Genomic DNA, 14,712 nt, shown 5'->3' on the forward strand with positions numbered 1-14,712 from the left:
CGGGGAAGGCGGGCGCAGTAAGCACCGAGGCCGAAGGCCGAGGCGCGCAGCAAGCCCCCCGACCCGAGCGGGAGGGGGCTTTCGGGCTGTTGTTTGTAGCTCCAGTAGCCGTCTCAACCCAAACTGATCAATCTAGTAGTTGGATCACTCGTGAACCATGCTATCGGAGTCAACGTCGCACGCGAACAGTCGATACCAGCCGCTACCCGGATGGAGTGTCGCGAAAAACGGAATCGTCAGTCGCCGCGGAGCGGCGACAGCGAGTCGTCGGCGACGGTGTCGAGGACGACCGCGGTGGTCACCTCGGCGACGCCCTCGGTGGTGACGAGTTCGCCGACGCGTTCGTTGAGTTCGGCGGTGTCGCGGAACCGGCCGACGGCGACGACGTCGTACTCCCCGGTCACCTCGTAGACGGTGACGTACTGGGCTGCCGTTCGCAACTCGTTCAGGACCTCGGCCCGTCTGGCGTCGGCGGCGGTCAACTGGACGACGGCGGTGACGTCGAACCCGAGTTCGCCGTAGTCGACGCGGGCCTCGTAGCCCGTGATGGCGTCGCGCTTCTCGAGTCCGGTGACTCGCTGTTCGACGACGGGCGGGGAGATGCCCGTCGCGGCCGAGAGGTCGTTCGTCGTCGCCCGACCGTCCTCGGACAGGGCCGCGAGCAGTTGGCGGTCGGTGTCGTCGACCTCCATTCGCTTAGACGGCGTCGGGGCCGCTGTTACCGGTGCGGACCTGGACCGCGTCCGCGACCGGGAGGACGAAGATCTTGCCGTCGCCGGGCTCGCCCGTGTGGGCGGCCTCGCGGATGGCGTCGACCACGTCGTCGGCGGGGACGTCGGCGACGACGCACTCGATCTTCACCTTCTGGTGGAGGTCCACGACGTACTCCTCGCCGCGCCACTGGCCCTTCTTCGCGGGCTGGGAGCCGCGGCCGGAGACGTTAGTCACCGTCAGCGACGGGGCGCCGACGTCGGTCAGTGCTTCCTTCACGTCCGCCAGCTTGTCGGGGCGGACGATGGCCGTGATCATCTGGATGTCAGTGTCGGTTTCAGTTTCACTCATCGTCGGTCACCTCGCTGTCCGCGACGCTACCGTCCGTTCGTACGATACTTCCGCCATCGGTGGCGACGCCGTCGTCGACCCCGAACTCGGGGTAGGTGTCGACGCCGTGTTCGCTGATGTCGAGACCGTCGCGCTCGTGTTCGGGCGTGACGCGGGCCTGTCCGATGGCCTTGAGGACGCCGAACACGAGTGCGGTCGCGGCGATCGTCCAGGCGGAGACGATGACGACGAAGACGACCTGGTCGACGAACGCGCCGATCATCGTGGTCCCCTCGAGGGCGCTCGACGTGGCCACGAAGGGGAACAGCAGGGTCCCGATGACGCCCGCGCTCCCGTGGACCGGGAAGACGGCGCAGACGTCGTCGATCTTCAGGCGCTTCTCGACGAAGCCGAAGACGATGGGGAGCTGGGCGCCGGCAACGGTGCCGACCACGAACGCGCCCCACCAGGTGGTGGTGTCCGGGATGGCCGTGATGCCGACGAGACCAGCCAGGAGGCCGTTCGCGACGTACAGCGTGTCGACCTTCCCGGTCTTGATCAGCGAGACCGCGCTCGCGCCGATGGCACCGCAGGCCATGGCGATAGTCGTCGTCATGGCGACGCGACCGACGTAGCTGAACGCGCCCAGGGTGAGCGCCCCGTCCTCGACGGCGAAGACGGTCGCGGCCGTGCCGACGTTGAAGCCGTACCAGCCGAACGCGAGGATGAGCGTCCCGAGCACGGCGAAGGTCAGCGAGTGGCCGGGGATGACGTTCGCGGAGCCGTCACTGTTGTACCGACCGATGCGCGGGCCGAGGACCCAGGCCGCGGTGAGACCGGCGATGCCGCCCATCCCGTGGACGATCATCCCGCCCGCGAAGTCCTGGTATCCCAGCGAGGCGATGAAGCCGCCTCCCCAGGTCAGCCCGGTGACGACGGGGTAGATGACTGCGGCGAGCAGGATGGTGTAGGCCACGTACGCGCGGAGCTTCGCGCGGCCGGCGACGGCACCGGAGACGATGGTCGCCGCGGTCATGGCGAACACCGCGCCGAACAGCCAGCCGACCCAGTCGCCGGAGCTACCGACGGTGGCAGCACTCGCGAAGCCCGAGCCACCGACGAGGCTCGAGATCCCGCTGCCGATCAGGAAGAACATGACGACCCCGACCGACCAGGTCAGCAAGTTCTTCGTCAGCTGGTTCGCCACGTTCTTCGAGCGCACCTGCCCCGCCTCGAGCATGGCGAAGCCGGCGTGCATGAAGAAGATCAGGAACGTTACGACGAGTACCCACATGAGGTTGACACCCTCGGCGAGTACCGCTGGATCGATTTGCAGTGGTGCGAATGACATTATGATGTTCACTTTGGTGGTTTTGGCTGCTTATCGTGATTGAACGTCCAACATTCTCTCGCAAACGCCCGACTTTGTCATGCAGTTCACGGAGGAGGGGTGGGAATCACACTACATAAGGGTTAGCTTGAAGATATCCAGAACCTGTACCAGGATAATAGACGACCGTCCAGATTAGGGCACAATATTATGGATATAAGGTGGTTGGCCGTCCAGAAAGGAGACGCTCCACAGCCACCGATTCCGACGTTCGTCCAGGGCATTTCCGCAAAAATAGCCGAATGTGGCCCGAAATCCTCGCGCGCGCTCCCTCTCGGAACGGTCAGTGCCGCTGGTTCGAGCGGGCGAATGCCACACCAGCTTGACACCGATCGCCGTGGTTTCAGCGGCTAAGTGCGGCGGCCGGGCTGATAGCGCCGAGAGGACGTAGCGCCAATGGTGGGGCCGTTCCCCGGTCGATAGAGGAAGATGGGGTAGAGAGCGAACGCCGGCTCGCTCAGACAGTCCCAATGACCAGGTGTCGACGGACCAGGTAGTAGCCGCCGGTGATCGGGAACGCGACGGGCGCGAGGACGAAGAAGAAGACGGCGAGGTTGAGGTAGTTCCCCGGGTTCGGTCGCCAGCCACTGGAGTTGAGCCGGACGTAGGTCGCGTCGCGGTAGATGGCGAGCGGGAACGGAACGGCGGTCAGGATAGCGAGGCCAACCAGGAGGAAGGGCAAGACAGTGCCGCTGTTCATCCCGACGGAAAAGGCGAGCGCGAGTAAGATGGTCGGGAGGACAGTCCCGGCCGCCACGAACACCCACCAGAAGTCACGTTCGACCCAGTCGACGACGTACTGGTGACGCTTGTAGATGTGATGGAGCTTCATCAGGTAGCCGAAGAAGAGGCCGAGAACCGCGTACAGCACCGGACTCGGCTGCCACTCCAGGTCCGCCTCGTTGAGCTTCTTCGTGTCCAGATAGAGGACGAACGGCGTCAACAGCCAGGAGACGAAAAAGAGGGCGATGCCACCGATCCACCACGCGCCCAGTGCTGCCACCGCTCCCATGACGCCCGCCTCGCTCTCGCCGAACCCGAGCAAGATGATACCGACCCCGAGCATCGCGTAGAGTGCGATCGGTAACAGCAACAGGATCTCGACGCCGCGATACGCCTTCGAGGGGACGTCCTCGACCGTGACCATCCCGGTTCTGGTTCCACCCATGAGTATCTGCACGCACGTGTCGACCGGTCAGACATAATAATTCCGGCCGTTTCGGGCGGGAAAATGTCGCTCTCGGCCGGTCAGAGTCCGAGAGGGCGGACACGGCAATCGGAGTGGGCGCCACCGTTGCCCCGAGTCATCGACGCGACGGTCCGCGAACGCCTCGCCGGTCAGTCCAGCCGACTCGCCAGGTCTTCGGCGAAGTAGGTGAGGATGAGGTCGGCGCCGGCCCGTTTGATAGAGAGCAGCGACTCGAAGGCCACTTCCTCCAGATCGAGCCAGCCCTTCTCGGCCGCAGCGTGCAACATGGCGTACTCGCCGCTGACGTTGTAGGCGGCGACGGGGTGGTCGTACTCACGCCGGACCGCGCTGACGACGTCGAGGTACGGCAGCGCGGGCTTGACCATCAGCACGTCCGCGCCCTCCTCCACGTCGAGAGCCACTTCACGCATCGCCTCGCGACCGTTCGCGGGGTCCATCTGGTAGTGTCGGCGGTCGCCGAACGCCGGAGCGCCGTCCGCCGCGTCGCGGAACGGCCCGTAGAACGCCGAGGCGAACTTCGCCGCGTAGCTCATGATCGGCACCTCGTCGTAGTCCGCGTCGTCGAGCGCCGTCCTGATGGCCCCGACCATCCCGTCCATCGCCGCCGAGGGGGCGACCATGTCCGCGCCGGCCTCGGCGTGGGAGACGGCCGTCTTCGCGAGCAGGTCGAGCGTCTCGTCGTTGCGGACGGTGAGCGTCGGGTCCTCCGCGGCCCCCTCCTCGATCAGGCCGCAGTGGCCGTGCTCGGTGTACTCGCAGAGGCAGACGTCGGTGACAACGTAGGCGTCGGTTTCGGCCGCGATGTCGCGGACTGCCGCCTGGACGACGCCGTCCTCGGCCCAGGCCCGGGTTCCGCGCTCGTCCTTCGACTCGGGGATGCCGAACACCATCACGGCCTCGACACCGGTGTCGAGCACCTCCTCGACGCGAGGGACTGCCTCGGCGACCGGGACGCGCTCGTGGCCCGGCATCGACTCGATGGGGACTCGCTCGTCGGCCGTCGCGTCGACGAACACCGGCGCGACGAGGTCCGACGCCGACAGGTCCGTCTCGCGGACGAGCGAGCGGACGCCGTCGGCCCGCAGACGACGGGGTCGGCGAGTGGGGTTCATGCGTGACGTTGGGAGACTCCGGGGCAAGAACCCACCGCTCCGAACGAGCCGTGCCCAGGACGACGCTGCCACACCCTTAAGAGGGAAGACGGGGCCAGCGTCCGTGATGGCACCAGGTGGCGTCTCTCATCGGCGGGGCGTGACGAATGACCGTCCCGAGCGACCCTCGCGGACTCGAACAGCACTGAGACGGCGAGCTGGGTGGAATACATACAATGGATACAAAAGCATACAACCCATACGATCCAAACGTCACGATATGCCGGTGAACTTCGACGATTACCGGGAAGCGCGGGACGACGGCGACGGCCTCCCGATCGATCCGGCGTCGAACGCCCACAGGATCCTCTCGTACCTCGCGGCGCACCCGGACCTGGGTTTCAAACCGGCAGAGATCCGCGAGCACGTCGACGTTCCGGCCGGCAGCGTCAATCCGACACTCGCCCGCCTCGAAGAACGCGGGCTGGTCGAACACGAGTCGCCGTACTGGTCCGCCGGCGACGACGACCGCCTGGCCGCCCTCGACGGAACCATCGCGAGCATGCGCGCCTTCGAGGACCGGCACGGCGACGACGATTTCGAGGGGTGGCACGAGTCAGACGTCGATCCCCGCGAACAGCGCCAGGGTCCTGACGATCGCGAGCGGTGAGTGGGACACACCGATTCCGAGAGGGAGTCTCACGATACCGGGTCCCCGAGCGGCGATGAGTGACGGGCCATTCCAGCGGGGAGACGTGATCTGGCACCCCGCGCCGTTCAAACCGGCGCCGCGAGAGCGCCCGTTCCTGATCCTCAGCGACGACTCGCATCCGTTTCACGGATCCGAATACGCCGTCGTCGGGTTGACGCGGACCGAACGACAGCGAGCGATCGAACTGACGCCGTCGTCGTGGGCTGCCGGCGATCCAGGCGGGGAGAGTTACGCGTCGCCGTGGTACGTATTCACAATCAAACACGCGGACGTCGTCCGGCCGAAGGGGTCGCTCACTAAGGATGCGACGACCGACGTGGCGACCGCTGTGGCGCGGATGGTCGGCGTCACCTGCTAACTTGGTTGGCCGTCGCCGACGATCCCGAACAGAAGACATTTGGACGCGACGCGAGTCACAGACGACTAATGGCCTCCACGCAGTCCTCGCGCTCGCGCCTCCGCGTCTTCGCCGAGGACTACGGATTGCTCGTCATCGCCGTGACCTTCGCGCTGCTAGCTATCACTGGCGTCGTGCTCTTCTTCGTCGGCGACGCTGCCTTCGCCAAGGAACTCATCGAGACCTACGGCCTGTACGTCCTCTTCCTGATCTTCGTGCTCGAGGGGGCGATGTTGCTGTACTTCGCGCCGAGCGAGGGGATCGTCCCCTTCGCCATCGGCGCGCTCGCGACGACACCGTCGGGGTACGAGCTGGACACCATCGCGTTCATCATGGTCGTGGCCGTCGTCGGCGCGACCATCGGCCAGACGGCCCTCTTCCTGCTCGCCAAGCGCGGCGGTCGGGAGTGGCTCCTCCAGAAACCGTGGTTCCGCGTCAGCGATTCGAAGCTGGAACGGTTCGAGGGCTGGTTCGACCGGTGGGGTCGCCCGGCCGTCCTCGTCAGCAACGCGCTGCTGTTCACCCGTGGCATGTTGACCGTCCCGGCCGGGGTCGCCGAGATGGACCTTCGTGAGTTCGTCGTGCTCTCGGCCGTCGGCACGCTGATCTTCGAGTCCTGGCTCGCCGTCGCCGCCTACTACTTCTTCGAGTTCGGCGTGATGGAACTGTTCTGAGCGCCAGGTTGTGTCACAGCCCTGCGGTGAGTACCGACAGGTAGTGTTCGACGATGCCGCCCGCCCAGAGCGTCGCGTGGGCCACCGCCGGGACGACGAGGTTCTCCGTTCGCTCGTAGGCGAGGCCGAACACCAGGCCGCCGACGAACGTCTCCGCGACCACTGCGAGCACGGGACCCATCCCCTCGGAGAGGAGCGCCATCGGGACGTGCATCAGTGCGAAACAGCCAGCAGCGAGGACGAGCGCCGGCACGACGTCGAACGCCTCGCGCAACCGGCCCTGGACGACGCCCCGGAAGAGCAACTCCTCTGCCGGCGCGGCGAACAGGAACCAGAGGGCCAACGCGAACAGCAGGAGCGCGGGCTGCGTGGCCAGTTCCGGAACGCCCTCTGAGCCACTCGTATGCGTGACGACGCCGAGGAACTCCAGCACCGGTCCGACGACGAACGCGACGGCCTTGAGAAGGGGAAAGATGGCCGCAATCCAGATGGCGTCACGTATCGTCGGTCGCCGAAATCGGGCGTACCGCCCCGGTGCGCCGCGGTAGACGACGTACCCGACCGCGACGATCAGGAATCCGATCTGGACGCTCTTGTTCAGCAGTATCCGCACGGCGGCCGAGTCGCTCACGCCCAGCAGTCCGGCGACGGGCCACGCGACGATCGCGACGGCGATTGCTGCGACGGTTCCGATGACGGTCAGGCCGAGCACCGCGTAGACAGCGGCATACGGACCGTGATCACCCGCACCGAGTCGATCCCCAAGTGATCTGATAGCAGACATATCGACACCGACGCGCGGACCGCCTATAGGTCGCCGAGCAGAGTTTCAGAGTCCGAAATCGCGTCGGTCCGATCAGTCTGTGTGATCGACCACTTCGATCTCTTCTCGCAGCCACGCGACGGCGGCCTCGACCGCTTCCGAGTCGGTGCCGGTCACCTTCACCCGCCCCGGATCCCGCCCCTTCACGGGATAGCTCCCCACCGTCACGTCGAACTGTCCCCGGATGTCTTCGAGCGCCTCGTACAGCGCGCCCTCCGGCGCCGGCGTGGTGAGCGTCTCCGAAATGGCGTCGCCGCCGAAGTCCTCGGCCACCAGCGCGAACATGGCCCGGAGTTCCTCCGGGAACCCCGGGAAGACGAAGACGTTCTCGACGGCACAGCCAGGCGCGAAGCTGGCGTCGGTGATCAGCGGTTCGGCGCCGTCGGGCAGGGCCGCCTGCGCGTCGAGGTCGATGTCGAAGTCGTATCCCTCGGCGAGGTCGGGGTTCTCCTCGCGGAACTGCCTGGCCTTCTCGGCGATGGTCTCGCGTACGTCGTCCTGGACGACCAGATCCCGGTCCAGCGCGTCGGCGACGGCCTCGACCGTGAGGTCGTCGGGCGTTCCGCCGAGTCCGCCGGTGACGACGACGGCGTCGAAGGCCTCGCTCCATCGACGGACGTAGTCGGCGATCGTTTCCTCGTCGTCCGGCACGGTGAGGATTCGCCTGGCGGTGGCCCCGCGCTCCGTTAGCTGCCGGGCCAGCCACGTCGCGTTGGTGTTCTCGGTGTCCCCCGAGAGGATCTCGTCGCCGACGGTGAGGATGGCGACCTCCATGTGTGATCGGCGAGGGTCGCCGGCCGATTAAGCGTTGTTCGATGGGAAGCGGGGCGAGTTCCCCTGCCACCGAGCGGTGGACCGCCTAGATCCCGCCGGCCGCCGGCTGACTCCCGCTGGTCGTCACCCGAGCCCGGCCTCACACAGTTTGGCCGGACGCCATCAGGAAGAGAGCCACCGAGATGACGGCGAAGAGGACGGCGACGCCCTTCTTGATCGTCTCCGTATCGAGCGCGTTCGACACGTAGGGAGCGATCTGGCCACCGAGGGCGGTCGCGGGAACGGTGAACACGACCATGTTCCACGGCGTCGTCGCGAGGCTCAGGGAGTGGCCGCCGGGAACGAGCCCACCCCCGAAGACGTGGACGATCGAGGCGATGATCGCCGTGGTCGCGACGACGACGTGGTTCGTGCCGATGGCGACCCGGACCGGCACGTTCGTCCGGAGCTTCGAGATGATGCCGAGTTCGCCGATGCCGAAGCCGGCCAGTCCCTGGAAGAGGCCGCCGACGGCGTAGTTAGCGAACCGTTCGAGGTAGCCCGACCACGTGTACGTGTAGGTGTCGCCACCGCGGTCGACCCGCGTCACGGTCCCCGCGTCGTCGATGCCGACGCCCGCGGGGCCGAGCTTCCCGTCGTCGTCCGGCAGGCCCGCGTCGGTCCCACCGTCCGTCGCGACGTCGGCCCCGTCCTCCCCCGGCTCCTCGTGGCCGAGATTGGCCGTGAACATGAGATACGCGGCGGCGACGAGCGCCAGCGCGAGCAAGGCGTGAAACAGCGGCTCGGGAATGACGAACGACAGGAGCGCGCCCCCGACGACGAAGGGGAGCGCGCCGAGGACGAGCGTGAGCCCCAGCCGTCGGTCGACCAGGCCGTACTGGATGAACGCCAGCGCCGAACTCGACAGCCCGAAGGACTCGCTAATCAGCCCGACCTTCACGAGCGTCTCGGGTTCGAGCGGGTGAGCGAGCAACGGGAAGATGAAGATCAGGAACGGCACGAACAGCGCCGACCCGCTGATCCCGACGGTGTTGACGATCGTCGCCCCCAGCAGGAAGAAGGGGAACAGCCACCAGTAGTCGAGCCAGTACGACAGCCCGGTCCCCTCGGGCGTCGGAGCCGCCAGGACGACCGCTGCGACGAACACCAGGGGCGCCGCGAAGACGAACAGGTGCTGGTGGCGCAGGAACTCCCGCTGGACCAGCTGGGTAGAACTCGCGGACATCGTCAGGTGATGTGCTGTCGCCCGTCCGTTCGCGACGCGCTCGACGACCCCACGGCGCGTAGCGGCGGTGAACCCCCATTCGAGAGGGCGATGGTGGACCGATCGCGACCGTGATCGTCGACACTACCGACCATAGCCAAGGGCGTGGGATTACCAGTTGAAAAAATCTGTGCGTCGAACCGCGTGTGTTCGTCGTTCCCACACAAATGCGCCCCGATCGCGCGGATTTCTTCCGTTCGTGGCTCTTTCGACAGATTTTCGCTGAATCGCCGTGCAGGGAACTCGCTTCTATGGCCATTCCGCTGGTCGTTCACTCCGTTCACGACCAGCCGACCTCGCGGGTCACTCCGTTCCCCGCTCGTCATTTAGTTGGTGCTCGCTGCGCTCGCACCAACCTACCTCGCATCCTTTATGCCCACCCACACCCACCCTTCGCCCATGAGCGAGGCCGAGGCCGAAGCTGTCGGGCGGGAGGAAGTCTGGATCGAAAAGTACCGCCCGACGTCGTTCGACGACATCGTTGGCCACGAGGACATCGTGGAGCGGCTGCGGAGCTACGTCTCCCGCAACGAGTTGAGCCACATGTTGTTCTCGGGACCGGCGGGGACGGGCAAGACGACGAGCGCCGTCACCATCGCCCACGAACTGTACGGCGAGGACTGGCAGGAGCACTTCCTGGAACTCAACGCCTCCGACGAGCGGGGGATCGACGTGGTCCGGGACCGGATCAAGAGCTTCGCGCGCACGAGTTTCGGCGGCGTCGACTACCGCATCATCTTCCTGGACGAGGCCGACGCGCTGACCAGCGACGCCCAGTCGGCGCTGCGCCGCACGATGGAGCAGTTCTCCAACAACGTCCGCTTCATCCTCTCGTGTAACTACTCCAGTCAGATCATCGACCCGATCCAGTCCCGGTGTGCCGTCTTCCGCTTCTCGCCGCTCTCGGACGCGGCCGTCGAGGAGGAGATCCGACACATCGCCGACGTGGAGGGGATCGAACTGACCGAGGACGGCGTCGACGCGCTGGTCTACGCCGCCGACGGCGACATGCGGAAGGCCATCAACGGGCTCCAGGCGGCCTCGATTACGGGGAGCGTCGTCGACGAGGCGGCGGTCTTCGAGATAACGTCGACCGCCAGGCCCGAAGAGATACAGACCATGGTCGAGTCCGCGCTGGGCGGCGACTTCACCGCCTCGCGGTCCAAGCTCGACGAGCTCCTCACCGACGAAGGCATCGCCGGCGGCGACGTCATCAACCAGATCCACCGGTCGGTGTGGGAGTTCGGCCTCGACGACGAGCAGGCCGTGCGCGTGCTCGACCGCGTCGGCGAGACCGACTACCGCATCACCCAGGGCGCCAACGAGCGCGTCCAGCTCGAGGCGATGCTGGCGTCGCTGGCGCTCGGGAAGTAGCGAGAGACGGCCGTTCTACTCGACGTAATGTGGAATGCTCGTCAGCCCGAAAGTCTCGAAGTCGCCGTCGAACGTGAGGACGTGGTCGACCGACAGCGAATCCGCGTGAACCGCGATGACGTGGTCGGTGAAGGATAGCTCCCCGTGATCGTCGAACTCCCTGAACTGGTCGACCGCGTCAGCCAGGACGTCGTCGGTGACCGAGCGAAAATCGAACGCCGCACCGTCGTACAGGCTATCGAGCGCTTCTGTTGCCACGTCGAAGTTCGCGTGCCGACGGAGCCTGGTGACGACCTCGTCGAGGACGTAGTCGTTCGTGAAGAGGGGGCGATACGGGAGCGAACCGGTTCGTTCGGCCTCGAAAAACGCTCGCGCCGTCTCGTGGCACTGATCCCGCGGGTAGAAGTAGGCGTACAGCGCGCCGGAATCGACGAAGAGCCCCGTCGCACCGGCCGTCTTCGGCTGGAACCTGTCGAGTTCGTTCGTCACGCGCTGTCCCCGTACAGGTCCTCGTCCATCTCCCGGGCGTCAGTCTCGTCGTCGGCTGCGGCGTCGGCGTCGACCCGGTCGTGAAAGGTGAAAAAGGGGTCCTCTGGGTCGGGGCGGTCCTTCGCTTCGAGGTACGCGCCCGTCGCTCGCCGTAGGGCTTCTTTCAGCGAGATCCCTTCCTCGTCGGCGAGTTGCCGGAGTCGCCGATACTCGGACTCGGGAAGTTCCGTCTGGACGACCTTGGCATCTGTTCGTGACATGGGATTTCGTCTGTTCATGAGATCGTCGAACCTGAATGAACAAAATTGTTGGCATAAGCGGCGAGACGAAGGGGGCCGATCGGGGCGGCCGACGGAAGGGAAACGGCGGGAAGGAGACGGCGTCCGTGTCGAAACGGGTAGCACGTGGCGGCCAGATCCGCACGTAGTCGGGCGATTGGGCGAGTATCCGCGCTCGACCCCTTCGGAACAGTTTTAGGCGCTGGTGGGCCAAAGATACCGCAATGAGCGACCTCGCCGACGAATACCGACTAGAGTACTTCGATGAGGAGGGGTTCGTCCGCCGGGAGTGTTCCGAGTGCGGGGCCAACTTCTGGACCAGGGACGAGTCCCGCGAGACCTGCGGCGAACCGCCGTGTGCGGAGTACGGGTTCATCGACGACCCCGGTTTCGACGAGGCGTACACCCTGGAGGAGATGCGCGAGGCCTTCCTCTCCTTCTTCGAGGACCACGGCCACGAACGCATCGAGCCCTACCCCGTCGCCGCGAACCGGTGGCGCGACGACGCCCTCCTGACCCAGGCCTCGATCTACGACTTCCAGCCGCTGGTCACCTCGGGGTCGACGCCGCCGCCGGCGAACCCGCTGACCATCAGCCAGCCCTGTATCCGGATGCAGGACATCGACAACGTGGGCAAGACCGGCCGGCACACGATGGCCTTCGAGATGATGGCCCACCACGCGTTCAACGCCCGCGAAGATATCGAGGACCCCGAGCAGTACGCCTACCAGGGCGAGGTGTACTGGAAGGAGGAGACCGTCCAGTACTGCGACGAACTGTTCGAGTCGCTGGGCGCGGACCTCGACGAACTCGTCTACATCGAGGACCCCTGGGTCGGCGGGGGTAACGCCGGTCCCGCGCTCGAAGTTATCTACAAGGGTGCCGAGCTGGCGACGCTGGTCTTCATGTCGATGGAGCAGGACCCAGAGGGCGAGTACGAACTGAAGGACGGCAACACGTACGCCCCGATGGACACCTACGTCGTCGACACGGGCTACGGGCTCGAACGGTGGACGTGGATGTCCCAGGGGACGCCGACCGTGTACGAGGCGATCTACCCCGACATGATCGCCTTCCTGAAGGACAACGCCGGCGTCGAGATGACCGACGAAGAGGCCGAAATCGTCCACCGCGCCGCCAAGCTGGCCGGCCACATGGACATCGACGAGGCCGAGGACATCGAGGCCGCCCGGGACACCATCGCCGACCAGGTGGGCGTCTCGACCGAAGCGCTGCTCGACCTGATGGAGCCGCTGGAGGACATCTACGCCATCGCCGACCACTGCCGGACGCTGGCGTACATGCTGGGCGACGAGATCGTCCCCTCCAACGTCGGGACGGGCTACCTCGCCCGGATGGTGCTTCGCCGAACGAAACGGCTCTGTGACACCGTCGGCGTCGACGCGCCGCTGGACGAACTCGTCGACATGCAGGCCGAGCGGCTGGGCTACGAGAACCGCGACCACGTCCGCGACGTCGTCCGCACCGAGGTCGAGAAGTACCGCGAGACGCTGGACCGGGGCGGCCGGCGCGTCCGGCAACTGGCCGACGAGTACGCCGAGACGGGCGAGGCCATCCCGGTCGACGAGCTCATCGAGCTGTACGACTCCCACGGCATCCAGCCCGACATGGTCGAGGAGATCGCCGCCGAGAAGGACGTCGACGTCGAGGTACCCGACGACTTCTACGCGCTCGTCGCCGGACGCCACGAGGGTGGCCAGGCCTTCGAGGACGAGGCGGGCGTCCCCTACGCCGACCGCATCGCCGAACTGCCCGACACCGAGCAGCTCTACTACGAGGACCAGAACCGCATGGAGTTCGAGGCCGTCGTCCTCGAGGTGTTCGACCGCGAAGACGGCGACTTCGACGTCGTGCTCGACCAGACGATGTTCTACCCCGAAGGCGGTGGCCAGCCCGCCGACCACGGGACGCTCGCGACCGACGACGTCACCGGCGAGGTGACGGACGTCCAGCTCCACGACGGCGTCATCGTCCACACCACCAGCGAGGACCCGGGTAAGGGCGAGTTCGTCCGCGGCCAGATCGACGCGACCCGACGCCGCCGCCTGATGCGACACCACACCGCGACCCACCTCGTCGTCCACGCCGCCCGGCAGGTGCTGGGCGACCACATCCGGCAGGCCGGCGCCCAGAAAGGCACCGAGAGCTCCCGCATCGACGTCAGCCACTACGAGTCCATCTCGCGCGAGGAGGTCGAGGCCATCGAGCACTACGCCAACGAGATCGTCATGGACAACGTCGCGGTCACCCAGGAGTGGCCCGACCGTCACGACGCCGAAGCCGAACACGGCTTCGACCTCTACCAGGGCGGCATCCCGCCGGGCGAACAGATCCGCCTCATCCACGTCGCCGAGGACGTTCAGGCCTGCGGCGGCACCCACGTCGCCCGCACGGGTGACGTCGGGACGATCAAGATGTTGGGCACCGAGCGCGTCCAGGACGGCGTCATCCGGCTCACGTTCGCCGCCGGCGACGCCGCCATCGAGGCGACCCAGCGCACCGAGAACGCTCTGAACGAGGCCGCCGAAATCCTCGACGTCAGCCCCGAGGACGTCCCCGAGACCGCCGAGCGGTTCTTCTCCGAGTGGAAGGCCCGGGGCAAGGAAATTGAGGAACTCAAGTCACAGCTCGCCGAGGCACGGGCCTCGGGCGGGGCCGATGCCGAAGAGGTCGAAGTCGGCGACGCCACGGCGGTCGTCCAGCGCATCGACGCCGACATGGACGAACTGCGCGCCCAGGCCAACGCCGTCGTCGAGCAGGGCAACATCGCCGTGCTCGGCTCCGGCGCGGACGGTGCCCAGTTCGTCGTCGCCGTCCCCGACGGAGTCGACCTCAACGCCGGACAGGTCGTCGGCGAACTGGCGGGGATGGTCGGCGGCGGCGGTGGCGGTCCCGCCGACTTCGCCCAGGGCGGCGGCCCGGACGCCGACGCACTGGACGAGGCGCTCGAAGACGCGCCCGACGTCTTGCGGCGGGTCGCCAACGCCTGAGTTCGTTCGCCGCCCACTGTTTTTCGCCGACCGCCGTTCCGCCAGCGACAGCCTCGCCACGGTCACCGACCGGGACCACTCAGTTCCGTCCCGTCTGGTAAACCACTGGATCCGTCCACCACCTATCTGTCCGCCGTCGGCCAGTTTCACTTTCACTCCCCTGTTAACGGGGGTTTATATCCCC

The 14,712-nt window shown here is 66.5% G+C and carries 15 protein-coding genes; 5 read left to right on the forward strand and 10 right to left on the reverse strand.

Features of this window, described 5'->3' with window-relative positions:
- Positions 1 to 236 precede the first annotated feature (236 nt).
- From AC5FRV_RS20100 to hemB, 5 genes are all read right to left on the reverse strand, one after another.
- The gene (locus AC5FRV_RS20100; RefSeq protein ID WP_493562860.1) at positions 237 to 692 is read right to left on the reverse strand and encodes an Lrp/AsnC family transcriptional regulator; all 456 of its coding nucleotides are present in this window, start codon (positions 690 to 692) and stop codon (positions 237 to 239) included.
- A gap of 4 nt (positions 693 to 696) precedes the next feature.
- On the reverse strand, positions 697 to 1,062 hold the full coding sequence (gene glnK1 / locus AC5FRV_RS20105) for a nitrogen regulatory protein GlnK1 (protein ID WP_493562861.1): 366 nt from the start codon (positions 1,060 to 1,062) through the stop codon (positions 697 to 699).
- Positions 1,055 to 2,392 (reverse strand): ammonium transporter, encoded by a 1,338-nt coding sequence (locus AC5FRV_RS20110; RefSeq protein WP_493562862.1) that lies wholly within the window; start codon positions 2,390 to 2,392, stop codon positions 1,055 to 1,057. The genes glnK1 and AC5FRV_RS20110 overlap by 8 nt, the downstream gene beginning before the upstream one ends.
- A gap of 496 nt (positions 2,393 to 2,888) precedes the next feature.
- Positions 2,889 to 3,599 carry a hypothetical protein gene (locus AC5FRV_RS20115; protein ID WP_493562863.1) on the reverse strand — a complete coding sequence of 237 codons (711 nt, stop codon included), beginning with the start codon at positions 3,597 to 3,599 and terminating at the stop codon, positions 2,889 to 2,891.
- A gap of 170 nt (positions 3,600 to 3,769) precedes the next feature.
- Complete coding sequence (gene hemB / locus AC5FRV_RS20120; RefSeq protein WP_493562864.1) at positions 3,770 to 4,753, reverse strand: porphobilinogen synthase; 984 nt, start codon at positions 4,751 to 4,753, stop codon at positions 3,770 to 3,772.
- Positions 4,754 to 5,012: 259 nt separating this feature from the next.
- Here hemB and AC5FRV_RS20125 point away from each other — a divergent pair, with 259 nt between their 5' ends.
- From AC5FRV_RS20125 to AC5FRV_RS20135, 3 genes are all read left to right on the forward strand, one after another.
- On the forward strand, positions 5,013 to 5,402 hold the full coding sequence (locus AC5FRV_RS20125) for a MarR family transcriptional regulator (protein WP_493562865.1): 390 nt from the start codon (positions 5,013 to 5,015) through the stop codon (positions 5,400 to 5,402).
- A 55-nt stretch (positions 5,403 to 5,457) separates the two neighbouring features.
- Positions 5,458 to 5,802 (forward strand): type II toxin-antitoxin system PemK/MazF family toxin, encoded by a 345-nt coding sequence (locus tag AC5FRV_RS20130; RefSeq protein WP_493562866.1) that lies wholly within the window; start codon positions 5,458 to 5,460, stop codon positions 5,800 to 5,802.
- Positions 5,803 to 5,870: 68 nt separating this feature from the next.
- The gene (locus AC5FRV_RS20135; protein ID WP_493562867.1) at positions 5,871 to 6,515 is read left to right on the forward strand and encodes a DedA family protein; all 645 of its coding nucleotides are present in this window, start codon (positions 5,871 to 5,873) and stop codon (positions 6,513 to 6,515) included.
- A 13-nt stretch (positions 6,516 to 6,528) separates the two neighbouring features.
- Here the strand turns inward: AC5FRV_RS20135 and AC5FRV_RS20140 are convergent, their stop codons facing one another.
- The 3 genes from AC5FRV_RS20140 to AC5FRV_RS20150 form a co-directional block, all read right to left on the reverse strand.
- Positions 6,529 to 7,299, reverse strand: coding sequence for a CPBP family intramembrane glutamic endopeptidase (locus tag AC5FRV_RS20140; RefSeq protein ID WP_493562868.1), 771 nt, complete (start codon positions 7,297 to 7,299; stop codon positions 6,529 to 6,531).
- A 72-nt stretch (positions 7,300 to 7,371) separates the two neighbouring features.
- The gene (locus AC5FRV_RS20145) at positions 7,372 to 8,112 is read right to left on the reverse strand and encodes a competence/damage-inducible protein A (protein ID WP_493562869.1); all 741 of its coding nucleotides are present in this window, start codon (positions 8,110 to 8,112) and stop codon (positions 7,372 to 7,374) included.
- Between the two features lie 139 nt (positions 8,113 to 8,251).
- Positions 8,252 to 9,337: a sulfite exporter TauE/SafE family protein gene (locus tag AC5FRV_RS20150; RefSeq protein WP_493562870.1), complete on the reverse strand. Its 1,086-nt coding sequence runs from the start codon at positions 9,335 to 9,337 to the stop codon at positions 8,252 to 8,254.
- A 438-nt stretch (positions 9,338 to 9,775) separates the two neighbouring features.
- On the opposite strand from AC5FRV_RS20150, the gene AC5FRV_RS20155 reads away from it, so the two are divergent.
- Positions 9,776 to 10,750 (forward strand): replication factor C small subunit, encoded by a 975-nt coding sequence (locus AC5FRV_RS20155; RefSeq protein ID WP_493562871.1) that lies wholly within the window; start codon positions 9,776 to 9,778, stop codon positions 10,748 to 10,750.
- Positions 10,751 to 10,765: 15 nt separating this feature from the next.
- On the opposite strand, the gene AC5FRV_RS20160 is transcribed toward AC5FRV_RS20155, so the two are convergent.
- On the reverse strand, positions 10,766 to 11,239 hold the full coding sequence (locus tag AC5FRV_RS20160; RefSeq protein WP_493562872.1) for a type II toxin-antitoxin system VapC family toxin: 474 nt from the start codon (positions 11,237 to 11,239) through the stop codon (positions 10,766 to 10,768).
- Positions 11,236 to 11,499, reverse strand: a complete 264-nt coding sequence (locus tag AC5FRV_RS20165; protein ID WP_493562873.1) for a hypothetical protein — start codon at positions 11,497 to 11,499, stop codon at positions 11,236 to 11,238. The genes AC5FRV_RS20160 and AC5FRV_RS20165 overlap by 4 nt, the downstream gene beginning before the upstream one ends.
- 242 nt (positions 11,500 to 11,741) lie before the next feature.
- Here AC5FRV_RS20165 and alaS point away from each other — a divergent pair, with 242 nt between their 5' ends.
- Positions 11,742 to 14,528 (forward strand): alanine--tRNA ligase, encoded by a 2,787-nt coding sequence (gene alaS, locus AC5FRV_RS20170; protein ID WP_493562874.1) that lies wholly within the window; start codon positions 11,742 to 11,744, stop codon positions 14,526 to 14,528.
- Positions 14,529 to 14,712 lie beyond the last annotated feature (184 nt).

The sequence above is a fragment of the Halomicrobium sp. HArcel3 genome, assembly GCF_058933135.1.